The organism is Mycobacterium basiliense, from assembly GCF_900292015.1.
Classification (GTDB): domain Bacteria; phylum Actinomycetota; class Actinomycetes; order Mycobacteriales; family Mycobacteriaceae; genus Mycobacterium; species Mycobacterium basiliense.
Window position 1 is genome coordinate 3036123 of record NZ_LR130759.1, and the last position, 15439, is coordinate 3051561.

Consider the following 15439-nt stretch of genomic DNA (forward strand, 5'->3'; position numbering starts at 1 on the left):
TATGTCGCCGCCGAACGAGGTTGCGCTGGCCGTCATAGGTGGTGGAAGGTGGCGTGCCCTCGCCGTGCGGGTCACGGTTGCTACGTTGGCATGTTGCGCGGCGCAACCATCCGCACATGCCGATCCGCCACCAACTCAGGTGATGACCGCGGTGCCCGTCAGTTCCACCGGCCAACCGATCAATGGCTATCGAGAGGCCCCTGCCCCGGTCTGGTTCGCCGGAAACTGAACGACCGTGGATTGGGCGTCAACGGCCCTGCCAGTTGGGCTTGCGATTCTCCTGGCGTGCCCGAAAACCCTCGACCACGTCCCCAGTCGCGCCGGCCACCCTGCGCATTGTCTCCCCGAAGCGGACCGACTCCATCCAGCCCATATCGGCGGTTCGCCACGCCACCTCCTTGGTCGCCCGCTGGGCCAGCGGCGCGGCCTCGGTGAGCGTGCGGGCCCACGCCTTTGCCTCCGCCTGCAGGTCCTCGGGCTCGACCAGCTTCCACACCAGACCTATCTCCAGCGCGCGCTCGGCGCTAATCGGCTTTCCGGTCAGCAGCAGTTCCATGGCGTGCGCCCAGCGCACCCGTTGGGGGAGTCGGATCGCCCCAACGATGGTGGGAATACCGATTAACACCTCGCGGAAGGAGAACGTGGCCTCGGTGCTGGCGATCACGAAGTCACAGAACAAAACCCCCGTCAGCCCGTAGCCGACGCATGGCCCCTGCACCGCGGCTATGGTCGGCTTGAACAATTCCATGCCGGACTCGAAAGAATTGATGGTCGGCTTCTCCCAGAAGGTGCCGCCGAAGGTGCCAGCTGCCCCCTCGCCGTCGGTGAAGTCGATTCCGGCACAGTAGACGTCACCGTTGGCCGTCAAGATCCCGACCCAGGCGTCCTCCTCGTCGCGAAACCGATCCCAGGCCGCGTTCAGATCGCGCCGGAGCGTGCCGTTGATGCTGTTACCCGCCTCGGGGCGATTGAGCGTGATGGTGGCGATGTGATCTTCCAGCTCATAGGTGGCCAGGCTCATGGATGCACAGTAGTGCGCATCGGTGCCACCAAGGACGACACCCCGCGAGCCGTCGGCTCGCGGGGTGTCGTTTGCTATCGATTGCTATTTGAGGTCGAACCGGTCGTTGTTCATGACCTTGACCCAGGCGGCAGCGAAGTCCCGTACGAACTTCTCCTTGGCGTCGTCCTGTCCGTAAACCTCGGCCAGTGCACGCAGCACCGAATTCGAGCCAAACACAAGGTCATTCGCGGTGGCCGTCCACTTGAGCTGACCCGACGAGCGGTCAAACCCTTCGTAGACATTCTCCGCCGACCCCGACGCCTTCCACTCCGTACCCATGTCGAGCAGGTTGACGAAGAATTCGTTGGTCAACGTGCCCGGGTTGGCGCCGAACGCGCCGTGCTTGCTGCCGCCATGATTGGCGCCGAGCGCACGCAACCCGCCGACCAGCACCGTCATCTCCGGCGCCGTCACACCCAGCAGACGCGCCCGTTCGATCAGCAGGTGCTCAAGCGGCGCCTTCTCACCGGGTCGGATGTAGTTGCGGAAGCCGTCGGCGCGTGGTTCGAGCACCGCGAAGGAATCAACGTCGGTGTTCTCCTGTGACGCGTCGGTACGCCCGGGCGCAAACGCCACCGAGATTGCGTGGCCGGCGTCTTTGGCCGCCTTCTCCACCGCCGCAGTTCCGGCTAACACGATCAAGTCGGCCAGTGAGATCTTCTTGCCGCCAGCCGCCGAGGCGTTGAAGTCCTGTTGGATTCCTTCGAGAACGGGCAACACCTTGGCCAACTCGGAGGGCTCGTTGGCCTCCCAACTCTTCTGCGGTTCCAGGCGAAGCCGGCCTCCGTTGGCACCGCCACGCTTGTCGGTGTCGCGGTAACTGCTGGCCGCCGACCAAGCCGTCTTGACCAACTGCGGCACCGACAGCCCCGACCCGAGCACCTTGCTCTTCAATGCCGCCACGTCCTGCTCGTCGACCAGCTCGTGGTCGACCGGCGGCACCGGATCCTGCCACAACTGCGGTTCTGGGATCCATGGCCCGAGGTAGCGGCTGATGGGTCCCATGTCTCGGTGCAGCAGCTTGTACCACGCCTTGGCGAACGCCTCGGACAGTTCCTCGGGGTGTTCGAGCCAGCGCTCGGTGATTCGCCGGTAAATCGGATCTTCCCGCAACGATATGTCGGTGACCAGCATGGTCGGGGCGCGACCGGGCCCGCCGAATGGGTCGGGGATCTTTCCCGCACCCGCGCCGTCCTTGGCGGTGAACTGCCAGGCCCCGGCCGGGCTCTTGGTGAGTTCCCATTCGTAGCCGTAGAGATTCTGCAGGAATCCGTTGCCCCACTTGGTGGGCGTCTCGGTCCACACCACTTCCAGGCCACTGGTGATGGTGTCCTTGCCCTTGCCGGTGCCATACGAACTCTTCCAGCCCAGGCCCTGCTGTTCGATGGGAGCGGCCTCCGGCTCGGGACCGACCAAATCGGCATCGCCGGCGCCATGGGTCTTGCCGAAGCTGTGACCACCGACGATAAGAGCTGCGGTCTCTTCGTCGTTCATCGCCATCCGGCCGAACGTCTCGCGGATATCCACCGCCGCCGCGATCGGATCCGGCTTGCCTTCCGGGCCTTCGGGATTGACATAGATCAGTCCCATGGTGGTGGCACCGTAGGGCTGCGCCAAATCCCGTTCGCCCGAGTAGCGCTTATTGGTCCCCAGCCAGGTGTCCTCTTCTCCCCACAGCGTCTCTTCGGGCTGCCAGACGTCTTCGCGGCCGAACGCGAAACCAAAGGTCTTGAAGCCCATGGATTCAAGGGCGCAGTTGCCGGCAAAGATGATCAGGTCGGCCCACGAGATTTTGTTGCCATATTTCTGCTTGACCGGCCACAGCAGCCGACGGGCCTTGTCCAGGCTCACGTTGTCCGGCCAGCTGTTGAGCGGCGCGAACCGCTGCATGCCCTGGCCGCCACCGCCGCGACCGTCGTTGATCCGGTAGGTACCCGCGGCATGCCAGCTCATCCGGATGAACAGACCTCCGTAGTGGCCGTAATCGGCGGGCCACCAGTCCTGCGAGGTCGTCATCACCGAAATGACATCCGCCTTGAGGGCGTCGACGTCGAGCTTGGCGAACTCTTTGGCGTAGTCGAAATCCCAGCCGAGCGGGCTGGCCTTGGTCGGGTTTGGATGCAGCGTCGACACGTCGATCTGGTCTGGCCACCAGTCCCGGTTGGTCAGCGGCGCATGCTCCTTTGGCTCGGGGGAGGGGATTGCGGGATTCTCGCTCTCGCTGGTGCTGGCGGTCTTGGTGTCGGGTTGAGGTGGGCGGCTTTCAGATGTATCGGATGACACAGCATTCCTTCCGGGTGTGAGTGAATCGGGCTGCGATCACGGTTGTGATCCGGGCACTGCGGTCATGCAGTCGGGGCAGACGCCCCAGTAGATGACTTCGGCCTCGTCGAGAACGTAGCCATCCAAAACGTTGCTGTTGTCCGACGGCGTCAGGCAGGGCGCTTCGCCGACTGCGCAGTCGATATCGGCGATGACTCCGCACGACCGACACACGACGTGATGATGATTGTCGCCAACCCGGGATTCGTAGCGGGCGACCGAGCCCGAAGGCTGGATGCGGCGGACCAGGCCCACCGCGGTGAGAGCGTTAAGTACGTCGTACACCGCTTGGCGGGAGACGTCGGGCAAGCCGGTGCGTACCGCCGAGAAAATCGTCTCGGTGTCGGCATGGGGGTTGGCGTCAACGGCCTCAAGCACAGCCAGCCGGGGCCGGGTTACCCGCAGATCGGCCACTCGCAGCTTTTCTGTGTACTCCGCCATTGAGGACACTTCGCAAGTGTGACTCGTTTTCTTGAACCAGTCAAGACTTTCTCGGCGCCTCTGCGCAGGAAAGTCCCGGCCAGCAACGGGTCTGACCAACCGCGTCACCATTAGATGAAAACCGTTGGGCCAGTTGATGTGCGACACCTGACACCAGGGTTCTTGGTAGCATCGCGCAGTGCACGACTCGGCTGCGCGATGGCATGCACAAGGCCGCGATCCACGACCGATTTCTCGACGCGGAGTCCTTCGATACGCCCTCACGCCAGCCCTGCTGAGCCTGGGACCGATCGCCGCCACAGTCGACCCACCGCGGGCATCGGCCAACGATGGCAGGTTGATCGATTTTGCCGAGCAACGGATCTTGCCTGATGAGATCAGATCGGCCGGCTATGACGGCGTGATCAACTACGTGTCCGAGTCTCGGCCGGGGGCAAACTTCGCGGCAAAACCCATCACCCGCGAGTACGCCGACGCGCTGCGCGCCGCCGGTCTGCAGATTCTCAGCAACTACCAGTATGGCAAGCCCGGTTGGTCGGCACCCTCGGATTTCATCCGCGGATTCGACGGCGGCCGCGATGACGCGCGAACCGCCCTGCGGCTCCATACCGCGGCCGGGGGCACAGCCTCGTCTCCCATTTTCTTCAGCATCGATGACGACATCGACCTGAATACCTGGAACACCGTTGCCGTCGACTGGTTTCGAGGTATCAATTCAGTACTGGGCGTCGAACGTACCGGCATCTACGGGCATTCTCGGGCGTGCGCGTGGGCGATCGCTGACGGCGTTATCGGCAGTTCCACCACCGTCGGGCACCGCTGGGCATGGCAGACCAAGACGTGGTCGCATGGGGAGCGCGAACCCGCGGCGGTGCTTTATCAAGAAGTGGTCAACAGCGCCGCAAACCCAGGTCCGCTCCTGGGTGGAATACACGTCGATGTGGACCAGGTTCTCGCGGTCGACTACGGGCAGTGGGATTTTCCTCGATGAGTCGGCGCCGGGCGGCGTGGGTCAATCGGTGGTGCGCGCAACGGGTCGGCTCGGATCCGAGCTCCACTCCGACCACGACCCTGGATACAGGGCCGCATCACAGCCCACGGCAGCCAACGCCGCGACCGTCACCGCGGCGGTGATACCTGAACCGCAGTACGCACCGACGGGCTCGGTGAGATCGACTCCGAGGTTGAACAACAGCTCATCGAGCGCGTTGCGGGGCAGAAACGTGCCATCGCCGGTCAGTAGCGAGCCGCTGGGAAGATTCTTTGCGCCAGGGATGTGACCGGCAACGGCATCCACGGGCTCGACGTCACCGCGGAATCGTTCGGGTGCGCGGGCGTCTAGCAAGGTGACCAGGCCCGCTGCGGCTTGCTCCGCGGTCAAGGTAGGGCGGCGTCCGGCATACAGATCATCATGCGGCACAGTGATATTCCCGGCCGCGGGGACGACCGGGCCAGTCTCTAGGGCCCCGCCGGCCGACCGCCAGGCTGCCAGGCCGCCGTCCAGAATGCGCACGTTCGCAAGCCCCGCCGCGGTGAGTACCCACCACGCTCGCGCAGATCCGGCCCGGTTCCAGTCGTCGTAGACCACGGTCAACACCTCCGCTGAGACGCCCCACCGACGTGCGGCGGCCTCGATGCGACGCCCGGACGGCAGCGGATGACGGCCGCGGCAACTGATCGTGTGATCGCTGAGTTCGTCCTCGAGTGATACGTACACCGCGCCCGGTAGGTGGCCCGCGAGATAGGCCGGGTGGCCGTCCGGTTCATCAAATCGCCACCGCACGTCCAACAGGGTCGCCGTCTCGCCGTTTTGGAACAGACTGCCCAGCTCTTCGGCGGTAATGAGCACCTGATTGCCTGTTTGCACCCTGTTCCTCCCTGTGGTTTCCGGCCTGTTCTGCCGCCAGCCGACACCCACGAGCCTACGAAACCATGCCCACCCCGGCCGGACGCCCAGACGGCGCACGACGCTGCCACAGCCGACGCGCGGCGGCGGGCGTGTTTGACCTAGCCACCCACGGGGAATGTGTGGCATGCCAGCTGCAGGGCCGTTGGGGCACAGAAAGGCATACACCACAACCATGGCGCAAAAACTTAGGCCACATTTTGACGACGTACAGGCGCATTACGACTTATCCGACGACTTCTTCCGGCTGTTTCTGGACCCCACCCAGACCTACAGTTGCGCCTACTTCGAGCGCGCCGACATGACGCTGGAGCAGGCCCAGATCGCCAAGGTCGACCTGGCGCTGGGCAAGCTGGGCCTACAGCCCGGGATGACGTTGCTCGACGTCGGCTGCGGCTGGGGCGCCACCATGCGGCGCGCGATCGAAAAATATGACGTCAACGTCGTTGGCCTGACCCTGTCGAAAAACCAGGCCGTGCACGTGCAGAACTCGTTCGACGAGTTGGACACGCCGCGCAGCCGGCGCGTGCTGCTGCAGGGCTGGGAGCAATTCGATGAACCCGTCGACCGAATCGTGTCGATCGGCGCATTCGAGCATTTCGGCCACGACCGCTACGACGACTTCTTTGCCCTCGCCAACAAGATCTTGCCCGACGACGGGGTGATGCTGCTGCACACGATCACCGGGTTGACCCGAGACCAAATCACCGAGCATGGCCTACCCATCTCCATCAGCGTGATCCGCTTCATCAAGTTCATCGTCACCGAGATCTTCCCCGGCGGCCGGTTACCGTCGATCGACATGGTGGCGGAGCACGCCGCCAAGGCCGGCTTCACGCTGACCCGCCGCCAATCGCTGCAGCCGCACTACGCCAGGACCCTCGACCTGTGGGCCGAAGAGCTCGAGGCGCACAAGGACGAGGCCATCGCGATTCAGTCCGAAGAGGTCTACCAGCGGTACATGAAGTATCTGACCGGCTGCGCCACGTTTTTCCGCACCGGCTACATCGACGTCAACCAATTCACCCTGCAGAAGTAGCCGCGGTTGCCGCTGGCCCATCGCGAGATACAACGACACGGCCACCGAAAGACGACGAATCGTAACGATTCGTCCACCACGCTGGCTTCACGACCTCGCGAATGCGAATGTGATCCGGTGAGCGTAGATGTCGGCCAGTTGGCGCACGGCTCGGGTACGCGTTGGATGGACGGGCCACCCCGACGGTGCGAACGTGGGCACTGGTTGCTACCCGGGCACATGATTGTTTCCACCCTCCAGTGTTCCTGTGGACGGCATATTTGTTGGCAATGCGAATGTGGCGCGGCCACGTATCGGCCGGCGTTAGTCGAATCGTGCCGACCCGGTCACTGACTGGCGGTTAGCTGCCGCCGACAACCAGCGAACCGCGGCGGTGTGATTTGCCGGTCAGGATCCCTTTCGGCGTTTGCGATTTAGCATTTTGGTCTACAAGTAGTCAGTACCCGACTTAGAAAGGCCAACGATGCGGTCAGTTGCACCCGTCACCTTCGCCCTAGCCATGCTGCTGCTCAGCGGATGTTCTGCCTCGGAGGTCGTCAACACCGGCGGCGATACCAAGTGCAAGGACTTCGTTACCCAGGACGAGAAGAAGCAGAGCGAAGAAGTCAGCAAAATGCTCAAGGACAAAAGCGGTGCCGAACCGACCAATATGGAGATTTCGGCAACGCGTCTGTCCGCGACGACATACTGCCAAACTCTGGGCAAGCCCGACAGCAAGATATCCGAGGCGCCACACGGCTGACGAAGGCCGCCGGCACACCGGACGACTGTCCAGGCAATGCCGCGCTGGAGGTTGGCCAGCAACGAGATCAACCACCATGGCGGCACTATCGGGGTGGCCGATAGATTCAACTGATGGGCCGCGACGGGGTCAGCACAACCGAGCAGCTGTTCGCGCTCGCCGAGCAAGTGCCAGGATTCATGCCGGACGACGAGGGGCGTGCCCTCTACGACGCCGCGGTGCGGTACCTTGGCGGCGGCCTCGGCGTCGAGATCGGTACCTACTGTGGTAAATCGACCTTGTTGCTCGGCGCGGCGGCACAACAAACGGCCAGCGTGCTCTACACGGTCGATCATCACCACGGCTCGGAGGAACACCAGGCCGGGTGGGAGTACCATGACGCGTCGCTGGTCGACCCGGTTACCGGACTTTTCGACACCCTGCCCACATTTCGGCGCATACTCGACGCCGCCCATTTGGACGATCATGTCGTCACCATCGTCGGCAAGTCGCCAATGGTGGCTCGAGCGTGGAGGTCGCCGCTGCAGTTGTTGTTCATCGACGGCGGCCACACCGAAGCTGCCGCTGCACAGGACTTCGAGGGATGGGCCAAATGGGTGACCCCCGGCGGCGCGCTACTCATTCACGACGTGTTCCCCGACCCCAACGACGGTGGCCGCGCGCCATACCATATCTATTGCCGTGCCATCGATTCGGGTCACTTCCAGCAGGTTTCAATCACCGGGTCACTGCGGGTACTCGAGCGCACCGGTGATCAGCCGGGCCAGCACATCGATGTCACCGACCGGGGCCGCTGACCACGCATTCGCATTCGAAATCGCTCTGCAGTCCCATCGGCAGTCCTTGTCCGCGGAAGATTCCACTGCCCGCCGTAGTACCCGACAATGCATCCGCCGCGAGAATCATCGCCGCTCCGGTCCACGTGGTGCGCTCCTCGGGCCACCTCTTCCCGTCGGCAAACACCAATCCTGTCCAGTACGAGCCGTCCTCGTCACGCAGGTGCTGCATCGCGGCAAACTGTCGATGCGCGGCGGCGCGGTGGCCGATTGCGTCAAGCGCCATTACCAATTCGCAGGTTTCGGCCCCCGTCACCCAGGGCCGGTCACTGACGCAGCGAATGCCCAGACCGTCGACCACAAAGTCGTTCCAGCGCTCGTTGATTCGCGCGGCAGCCGACGGGCCACGCAGCGCTCCACCGAGGATGGGGTAGTACCAATCCATGGAGTATCGGCCCTTTTCGGCGAAAACCTCCGGATGCGCGACGATCGCGTGGCCCAGCCTTCCGAGTGCCAATTCCCACTCCGGTCGTGGATCGCCAATGACGGCCGCGAGCGCGAGCGCGCACCGGATGGCATGAAAGATGCTGGCGCATCCGGTCATCAACGCTTCTGTCAGCGGTCCGGCTTCGCTTCGGGCCCAAACAATCTCGCCATAACCAACCTGCAAGTCGATGACAAAGTCGACCGCCCGGCGTACCACCGGCCACATCGCGGCAGCGAAGGAGGTGTCACCAGTGACCACCACATGGTGCCAAACGCCGGTGGCGATGTAGGCACAAAAATTGCTGTCGCTGTTGGCATCTTCGATGTTGCCAGCCCGGACTTGGATGGGCCACGAGCCGTCAGCGCGCTGCGTGCGCCGGCACCAGTCGAAAGCGGCCCGCGCCGGTTTCACCAAACCGGCTGCGGTGAGTGCCATTGCGCACTCCACATGGTCCCATGGATCGGTGTGGCCACCCTCGAACCAGGGGATCGCGCCCGAGGGCTCCTGCGCGGCGGCGATGGACAACGCGGTCTGGTGGCATTGCTCACGGGTAAGGACACCCGGAACCGCCGGAAGACTAGACCGCAGCAACTGAACGTCCTCGATTGGCCCGGCCCGTGGCCCGATCCGGCTTACCGAAATACATCGCAACGCTTTTACCCACGATCGGATTGAGCAGCGACTCGGCCAACCGGGTGATCTTTGGGCGCCGCATCAAATCCCACACCAACAGCTTGTGATAGGCCGCCACCGCAGGATGATCCGTATTCGATACGCCAACAGCGCATTTCAACCACCAGAACGGCGAATGCAAGGCATGCGCATGATGCGCGTGCACCAATTCCAGCCCGTGACCGGTGATCTTGTCCCTCAGCTCGCTGGCGCGGTAGATCCGCACGTGGCCGCCCTCGTTGCTGTGATACTCCTCGGAAAGAAGCCAGCACACCCGTTCCGGTAGCCAACGAGGCACGCTGACCGCAAGCATGCCACCAACTTTGAGTACCCTGATCAGCTCGGCTATCGCGGCGCCGTCCTGCGGTACGTGCTCCAGAATTTCCGATGCGATGACGCAGTCGAACGTCTCGTCCGCATATGGCAGGCTCAGCGCGTCACCCACCACCGCCTTTGCCGACGCAGTAGCCGGAACTTCACCCGCTTCGGCCATCGCATGCAACATGGTTTCCACCGAACGCAGCTCGGAGGCATCGTGATCGAAGGCGACGACATTGGCACCGCGGCGGTACGCTTCGAACGCATGCCTACCCGCTCCGCAGCCGACGTCGATTACCATGGTCGAAGGTCCGACGCCGAGGCGATCGAAATCCACTGTTAGCATTGCACTTTACTCTCGTCAGGGGCAGCGCTGCGCGCCAGTGCCCGCTCGTAGACCCGTACGGTCTGCGCCGCGACAGCCTCCCAACTGAAAACATCCACTGCACGCTGTCGGCCCGAGTCGCCAAGGGCGCGCCGCTTCTCCGGCGAATCGAGAAGCTCGCCAAGCGCGCCGGTGAGCGCAGCCACGTCGGCAGGGGGCACCAACTGTGCGCAGGTACCGTCGGTGCCCACGACTTCCGGCAGGGCGCCCACACGGCTGGCGACGATCGGGGTGCCACTTGCCATGGCTTCCACCGCGGGCAACGAAAACCCTTCATAGAGCGAAGGAATGCAGGCAACCTCGGCTGAGGCGAGCAAAGCAGCCAATTCCGTTTCGGAAAGCCCGCTGCTGATGTGGACGATATCGGAGATTCCCAGTTCGGCGATTAGCTTTTCGGTGGGCCCATTGGGTTCCACCTTGGCTACCAGCCGAAGGTCCAGTTTGTGGTTCGTCCGAAGTCGGCCAACCGCTTGCAGCAGGGTGCTGACACCCTTGAGCGGAGTGTCAGCACTGGCGATCGCGATAATTCTGCCCGGTTGTCGTGCTCCGGATCCCGGCTTGAAGAGCTCAGTGTTGACGCCCAAGGGCACCACGTGCAGCTGATCCGGCGAGACGCCGAAGTCCGCGACGATGTCGGCACACGACGACGATGACACCGTCAACAGGTCGGGTATCTGCCGTGCAACCTCTTTCTGCATCTTGGAAAAGCCATACCAGCGGTGCACCAAAGGCTTTCGCCACCACCGCGCTGCGGCCAGGTCGAGCACCCTATCTCGAGTAATCGGATGATGCACCGTAGCCACCACCGGTAACCCCGCGTCGGCGATGCGGATCAGTCCCGTGCCCAGGCTCTGGTTGTCGTGAACCAGATCGAAGTCACCGCCACGGTCGGCCAGCAAACGGGCGACACGCAGTGAAAACGTCCGGGGTTCAGGAAATCCCGCGGTCCACATGGTGGCAAGTTCCAGCAGGTCAATCGAATCGCGAATCTCGGTGGGACGGGGTACCCGAAACGGGTCGGGCTCGCGATAGAGATCAAGACTTGGCACTTCGGTCAACCGCACCCGCGGATCGAGCAGCTCCGGGTAAGGCTGACCGGAGAATACTTCGACATCATGGCCGAGGTCCGCCAAACCGCGGCTGAGTTGGCGCACGTAGACGCCCTGTCCGCCGCAATGAGCCTTACTCCGATAGGACAGCAGGGCAATTCGCATACTTAACTCTTCTCCGCTGGGTAACGGCCAGTGAAGGGTGCGGAATCCACCACCGTCAACGCAGGCTCGCGCGCCGTGACAGCAAACTGGACATTTGTCCAGACTATAGTTCGATTAGCTAATCGACGCAACGCGTCACACCGGCCCGTTCGGGGATGTGCGCGCTTCAGCGGGCTTTTCGATACACCAGCCAACGCAGCTCGATCGGGGACTCCTCGCGCTCGACGTCGAACACGTCGAGACCGCTGGCCCAACCGTCGAACCAGCCCGTCGGCGGCCAGGCGCCCTCGGGCAAATGCTCCTTCTCGTACCGGTAGGCCGAGTCATCGCCCACCAGCTCAAGGGGCAGCTCGGCAGCGGCATCGGTCACCTGATCGCGGGTGAAGATCATGGTGTTGCACTGCTGGCCGAGTTGGAGTGCTGAGCCGTCCGGAATGTAGCCCGGACGGGCCACAAAGGTGTTGAAAACCAGGCACCCGCCCACCGCCAGGAGACGGGCGGCGAGCTCGAACATTTCGCGCAGCTGCGCGGTGGTGCGAAAGTCGGGAACCACCTCCGAGAGCACGATCAGTTGATAGTCCGAGTCGACACCGTCCATGGCCGCAAAGACGTCCTCTTGGATGACACGGACGTCGAGCGATTCCCGGACCACCTCAGCGCGCATGATGTCGGCAAACTTCGGAGTCATCTCGACCGCATCGACGGGGTGGCCGCGTCGCGCCAAGGCTAACGCGTTGCGGCCGGTTCCTGCACCGATGTCGAGCACCCGATGGGTCGCGGGATCGGCCGCTTCGCCGGCCAGCGCCCATACGCGGGCGTCGGGCTCGGTACCGAACAGGGGCGGCTGCCGCGTGTCGACCCAATGGTCGTAGTCGGCCTCGATGGTCCACCCTTCCCCTTTGACTCGATAATTCACCATCGTGCCGAATGGGGACTGGAAAGAGATGACGATGTTCGAGCGAGGCGACGACCGGTAGGCCGTGTCCAGCGCGCCCTGCAGAGCCGTCTTGAGTTGAGCCGTTTGTTCCGCGGTGTAATGGACGCCCAAACCGGCGCAGAAGTTTTCGCAAATTTTGACGTATTCGTCGATCATCCCCGGAACCGCCGGCAACGCGATCTGGCCATCGGCCAACGCGCGGCGATGCAGCCGCCGGACCATCGCTTTGCGCAGGACCGAAGGATCAAACGAGCTGGGGGGCGGATCCTCCACGAGAATCTTCTACACGATGCGATGTGCACATGCATACCTCGGTCGCTCGAACACGGGCCGGCGGCGCGGACGCGTCGGAGTCGGCGCCGGTGGTTGCCAACGGGAATCCGGGCGCATTCGATTCCCGGGTTGAGTGGCAACAAAGCTTTAACCAATAACCGAGGGCTGCGATGCCCGCTGCGTGGAACAATCATCGACCATGAGACGGCTGCTAGCGCTGTTCGGCGTGTGCGCCCTGGTCGGTTTCGCCCCGTCGGCAGCGGCCGACCCGGACAGTGGCAGGACCCAACGAAGTGACGACCCTGGGTTCCTGTCCGCGCTGCGGGCCGCGGGCATCCGATACACCGATGCTGGCCACGCCATAGCGTTTGCCAATGCCGTGTGCAGTTCGATGGGTAGCGGCCAGCTAGGACCGGAGCTGGTGAGCAATCTCAAGATCGACAATCCCGGGCTGAGCTCGGAGCACGCCATGTCATTTGTGGCGATCGCCGCGCAGTACTACTGCCCCGCGCAACTGATCAGGCGATAGGCCCGGGTCTGGGCGACATCCACACAACTCAGACCACCAGGTTTTTGCTCGGGCACCGCCACTTCCGGCGACGGCGCTGGCTGGAGTCGGCATGCCGCCGTCAGGCACCGCCGCGCGGCCTACGACGACTTCGCCGACACTGGCTCATCACGAACCGCGCCGCCGGGGCACGCCGATTGCGCCACCCGGCAGTCGCACTCCGCGAGCACCCGGCCGTCGTGGCCACGGCCACCCGCTCCCGGCGACCCGCACAACCATCGGAGGAATCATGGATTTCGCAGTGCTACCACCGGAGGTCAATTCGGCCAGGATGTATGCCGGTGCCGGCGCGGGGCCGATGCTGGCCGCCGCCGCGGCCTGGGACGCGTTGGCCGCCGAATTGCATTCGTTGGCGGGGTCGTATGAGTCGGTGGTGGGTGGGCTGACGGCCGGACCCTGGGTGGGCCGGTCATCGATGTCGATGGCCGCGGCGGCCGCCTCGTATGTGGCGTGGACCAGAAACACCGCCACCCAGGCCGAGCAAGCCGCCAACCAGGCCATAGCCGCGGCCGTCGCCTACGAGACAGCGTTCGCCGAAACGGTTCCCCCGCCGGTGGTCACGGCCAACCGCGCCCTGCTGGCAGCGCTGGTGGCGACCAACCTGTTCGGACAGAACACGCCGGCCATCGCCGCCACCGAGGCACAGTATGCCGAGATGTGGGCCCAGGACGCCTCGGCGATGTACGGCTACGCGGGTTCTTCGGCGTCGGCGACTACGCTGACGCCGTTCGCTTCACCACCGGCCACCACCAGCCCCAACGGCCTCTCGAGCCAAGCAGCGGCCACTGCCCTTACCACCGCCGCCATGGCCGGCAATGTGCAGAACAGTGTGTCGACCGTTCCTCAAGCGCTCTCCGCGGTACCCAACACGTTGAACAGTCTGGCCGCACCGGCCGCCACCATCCCATCGTTGACCCCGCTGGAGCTGCTGGACTTGCTGGCTGACCTGAGCGGGCTCTTTATTGACCCGGAGATAGGTGCGGCGGGCCTTGGGGTCGACTCGTTCGTGGGGATAACGGCTCTGCCCTACGACATTATTGGCTATGTGATCGGTGTCCACACCGACGACATCGTCAGTGGATGGGCGGGACTCGAGTCCTGGCCGGGTACAGCGCTGGTGCCGCCAAAGCCGTTCCCAGCGCCGATCACGAGTTTGGGTGGGTCGGCGGTGTCGGCGGGTCTTGCCGAGGCGAACACGATCGGCGGGTTGTCGGTGCCGCCGACCTGGACCGATTTGGCCCCTGGGATCCACCCTCTTGCGGTGTCCCTGCCGGCCACCACGGTTGGCCCCGCCGCGGAAATGACGGCCGGTGCGGCAGGCAGCCTGTTCAGCCAAATGGCCCTGGCCGGTGTGGCCGGGCGCGCGATTGCCGGAACTGGCGGCGCCGCCCGTCGCGAGCGGGCCGCGGCGGCCACATCTGAGCGGCCAACACCGTCGACCACCAACGAGCAGCCGACTCCGCCGACCCGTGCGGCCGGCGGACCTATCACCAGCATCGCCGCCGAGCTGCGCGAGCTGGCGTCCCTGCGCGATTCGGGAATCCTCACCGAAGAGGAATTCACCGAGCAGAAACAACGCCTGCTGCCACACTGACCCGACGCTAACGGCGCTTGGGGTGCTCGAGAAACCAAACCATTCGGTCAGTAATAACGCGATGCGGGTAGCGATGTGAGCCACGGGAAATCGCACATATAATAACCCATGGCCAGTGTTTCCGTGACCGATATATGCCGAGGTAATTCTGTTTGCGGGCGCAACGGCGCAAACATCTAGCGCAAACTAGGAACTGTGTTTAATCTAATTCACATATTTGCACACGCTTACGTATCGTTAGGCCCAACAAGAAAGGACGGGCATCACATGCCTTCTCGTCGCTGGCTGGCCACCCTCGCAATCCCTGTTGCGGTTGGCGCCGCCCTCGTATCCGGCACCGTCGTCGCCGCCGCGGACGCTACTGACGACACATTCCTCTCCCAGATGCGCAGTCTCGGATTCACCTGGCCGGCAGGCGATGATTCCGACATCGTGGCAATGGGCCATCAAATCTGCGCCGACCGCATGGCGGGTAAGACGCCGGACGCCATTGCTCAGGACATCCACACCACCTTGGGCGCAAAAGGCATCACTTTCGCCGACGTTACCTCCATGGTCAGCGCCGCTGAATCGACCTATTGCCCGGGTTAATAAATTCAGCCCGCCGCCAACAGTGCCCATAAGACACATATGAGCCAGTAATCGGCTTTGCTTTACCTACACTATATTGGCAACCCGGGTCATGGACTTCGTCAGTATTTT

General features: G+C 63.7%; 15 protein-coding genes. 7 read left to right on the plus strand and 8 right to left on the minus strand.

Annotated features, from left to right (window positions below):
• Positions 1 to 247: 247 nt before the first annotated feature.
• The 3 genes from MB901379_RS12995 to MB901379_RS13005 form a co-directional block, all read right to left on the minus strand.
• Complete coding sequence (locus tag MB901379_RS12995; protein ID WP_158017073.1) at positions 248 to 1021, minus strand: enoyl-CoA hydratase/isomerase family protein; 774 nt, start codon at positions 1019 to 1021, stop codon at positions 248 to 250.
• Positions 1022 to 1105: 84 nt separating this feature from the next.
• Positions 1106 to 3346, minus strand: coding sequence for a catalase/peroxidase HPI (katG, locus tag MB901379_RS13000; RefSeq protein WP_158017074.1), 2241 nt, complete (start codon positions 3344 to 3346; stop codon positions 1106 to 1108).
• 36 nt (positions 3347 to 3382) lie between these two features.
• Complete coding sequence (locus MB901379_RS13005; protein ID WP_158019138.1) at positions 3383 to 3826, minus strand: Fur family transcriptional regulator; 444 nt, start codon at positions 3824 to 3826, stop codon at positions 3383 to 3385.
• 178 nt (positions 3827 to 4004) lie between these two features.
• On the opposite strand from MB901379_RS13005, the gene MB901379_RS13010 reads away from it, so the two are divergent.
• A complete protein-coding gene (locus tag MB901379_RS13010; RefSeq protein WP_158017075.1) occupies positions 4005 to 4817 on the plus strand; it encodes a DUF1906 domain-containing protein in 813 nt (270 codons plus the stop codon).
• 21 nt (positions 4818 to 4838) lie between these two features.
• Here the strand turns inward: MB901379_RS13010 and MB901379_RS13015 are convergent, their stop codons facing one another.
• Positions 4839 to 5693: a sulfurtransferase gene (locus MB901379_RS13015; RefSeq protein ID WP_197717798.1), complete on the minus strand. Its 855-nt coding sequence runs from the start codon at positions 5691 to 5693 to the stop codon at positions 4839 to 4841.
• Positions 5694 to 5907: 214 nt separating this feature from the next.
• On the opposite strand from MB901379_RS13015, the gene mmaA2 reads away from it, so the two are divergent.
• The 3 genes from mmaA2 (at position 5908) to MB901379_RS13030 (ending at position 8310) form a co-directional block, all read left to right on the plus strand.
• The gene (gene mmaA2 / locus MB901379_RS13020; RefSeq protein WP_158017077.1) at positions 5908 to 6771 is read left to right on the plus strand and encodes a cyclopropane mycolic acid synthase MmaA2; all 864 of its coding nucleotides are present in this window, start codon (positions 5908 to 5910) and stop codon (positions 6769 to 6771) included.
• A 463-nt stretch (positions 6772 to 7234) separates the two neighbouring features.
• Positions 7235 to 7513, plus strand: coding sequence for a hypothetical protein (locus tag MB901379_RS13025; protein ID WP_158017078.1), 279 nt, complete (start codon positions 7235 to 7237; stop codon positions 7511 to 7513).
• 113 nt (positions 7514 to 7626) lie between these two features.
• The gene (locus MB901379_RS13030) at positions 7627 to 8310 is read left to right on the plus strand and encodes a class I SAM-dependent methyltransferase (RefSeq protein ID WP_158017079.1); all 684 of its coding nucleotides are present in this window, start codon (positions 7627 to 7629) and stop codon (positions 8308 to 8310) included.
• On the opposite strand, the gene MB901379_RS13035 is transcribed toward MB901379_RS13030, so the two are convergent.
• The 4 genes from MB901379_RS13035 to MB901379_RS13050 all read right to left on the minus strand — a co-directional run bounded on the left by MB901379_RS13035 (position 8291) and on the right by MB901379_RS13050 (position 12575).
• Positions 8291 to 9367 (minus strand): prenyltransferase, encoded by a 1077-nt coding sequence (locus tag MB901379_RS13035; RefSeq protein WP_158017080.1) that lies wholly within the window; start codon positions 9365 to 9367, stop codon positions 8291 to 8293. The two genes, MB901379_RS13030 and MB901379_RS13035, sit on opposite strands and share 20 nt — an antisense overlap.
• Positions 9354 to 10112: a class I SAM-dependent methyltransferase gene (locus MB901379_RS13040; protein WP_158017081.1), complete on the minus strand. Its 759-nt coding sequence runs from the start codon at positions 10110 to 10112 to the stop codon at positions 9354 to 9356. The genes MB901379_RS13035 and MB901379_RS13040 overlap by 14 nt, the downstream gene beginning before the upstream one ends.
• Complete coding sequence (locus tag MB901379_RS13045; RefSeq protein ID WP_158017082.1) at positions 10106 to 11365, minus strand: glycosyltransferase family 4 protein; 1260 nt, start codon at positions 11363 to 11365, stop codon at positions 10106 to 10108. Before MB901379_RS13045 ends, MB901379_RS13040 begins: the two co-directional genes overlap by 7 nt.
• A 166-nt stretch (positions 11366 to 11531) precedes the next feature.
• Positions 11532 to 12575: a class I SAM-dependent methyltransferase gene (locus MB901379_RS13050; protein ID WP_158017083.1), complete on the minus strand. Its 1044-nt coding sequence runs from the start codon at positions 12573 to 12575 to the stop codon at positions 11532 to 11534.
• A gap of 199 nt (positions 12576 to 12774) precedes the next feature.
• On the opposite strand from MB901379_RS13050, the gene MB901379_RS13055 reads away from it, so the two are divergent.
• The 3 genes from MB901379_RS13055 to MB901379_RS13065 all read left to right on the plus strand — a co-directional run bounded on the left by MB901379_RS13055 (position 12775) and on the right by MB901379_RS13065 (position 15328).
• Complete coding sequence (locus MB901379_RS13055; protein ID WP_158017084.1) at positions 12775 to 13104, plus strand: DUF732 domain-containing protein; 330 nt, start codon at positions 12775 to 12777, stop codon at positions 13102 to 13104.
• A 268-nt stretch (positions 13105 to 13372) separates the two neighbouring features.
• On the plus strand, positions 13373 to 14737 hold the full coding sequence (locus MB901379_RS13060; RefSeq protein ID WP_158017085.1) for a PPE family protein, SVP subgroup: 1365 nt from the start codon (positions 13373 to 13375) through the stop codon (positions 14735 to 14737).
• A gap of 267 nt (positions 14738 to 15004) precedes the next feature.
• The gene (locus MB901379_RS13065) at positions 15005 to 15328 is read left to right on the plus strand and encodes a DUF732 domain-containing protein (protein WP_158017086.1); all 324 of its coding nucleotides are present in this window, start codon (positions 15005 to 15007) and stop codon (positions 15326 to 15328) included.
• The last annotated feature ends 111 nt before the right edge of the window (positions 15329 to 15439 follow it).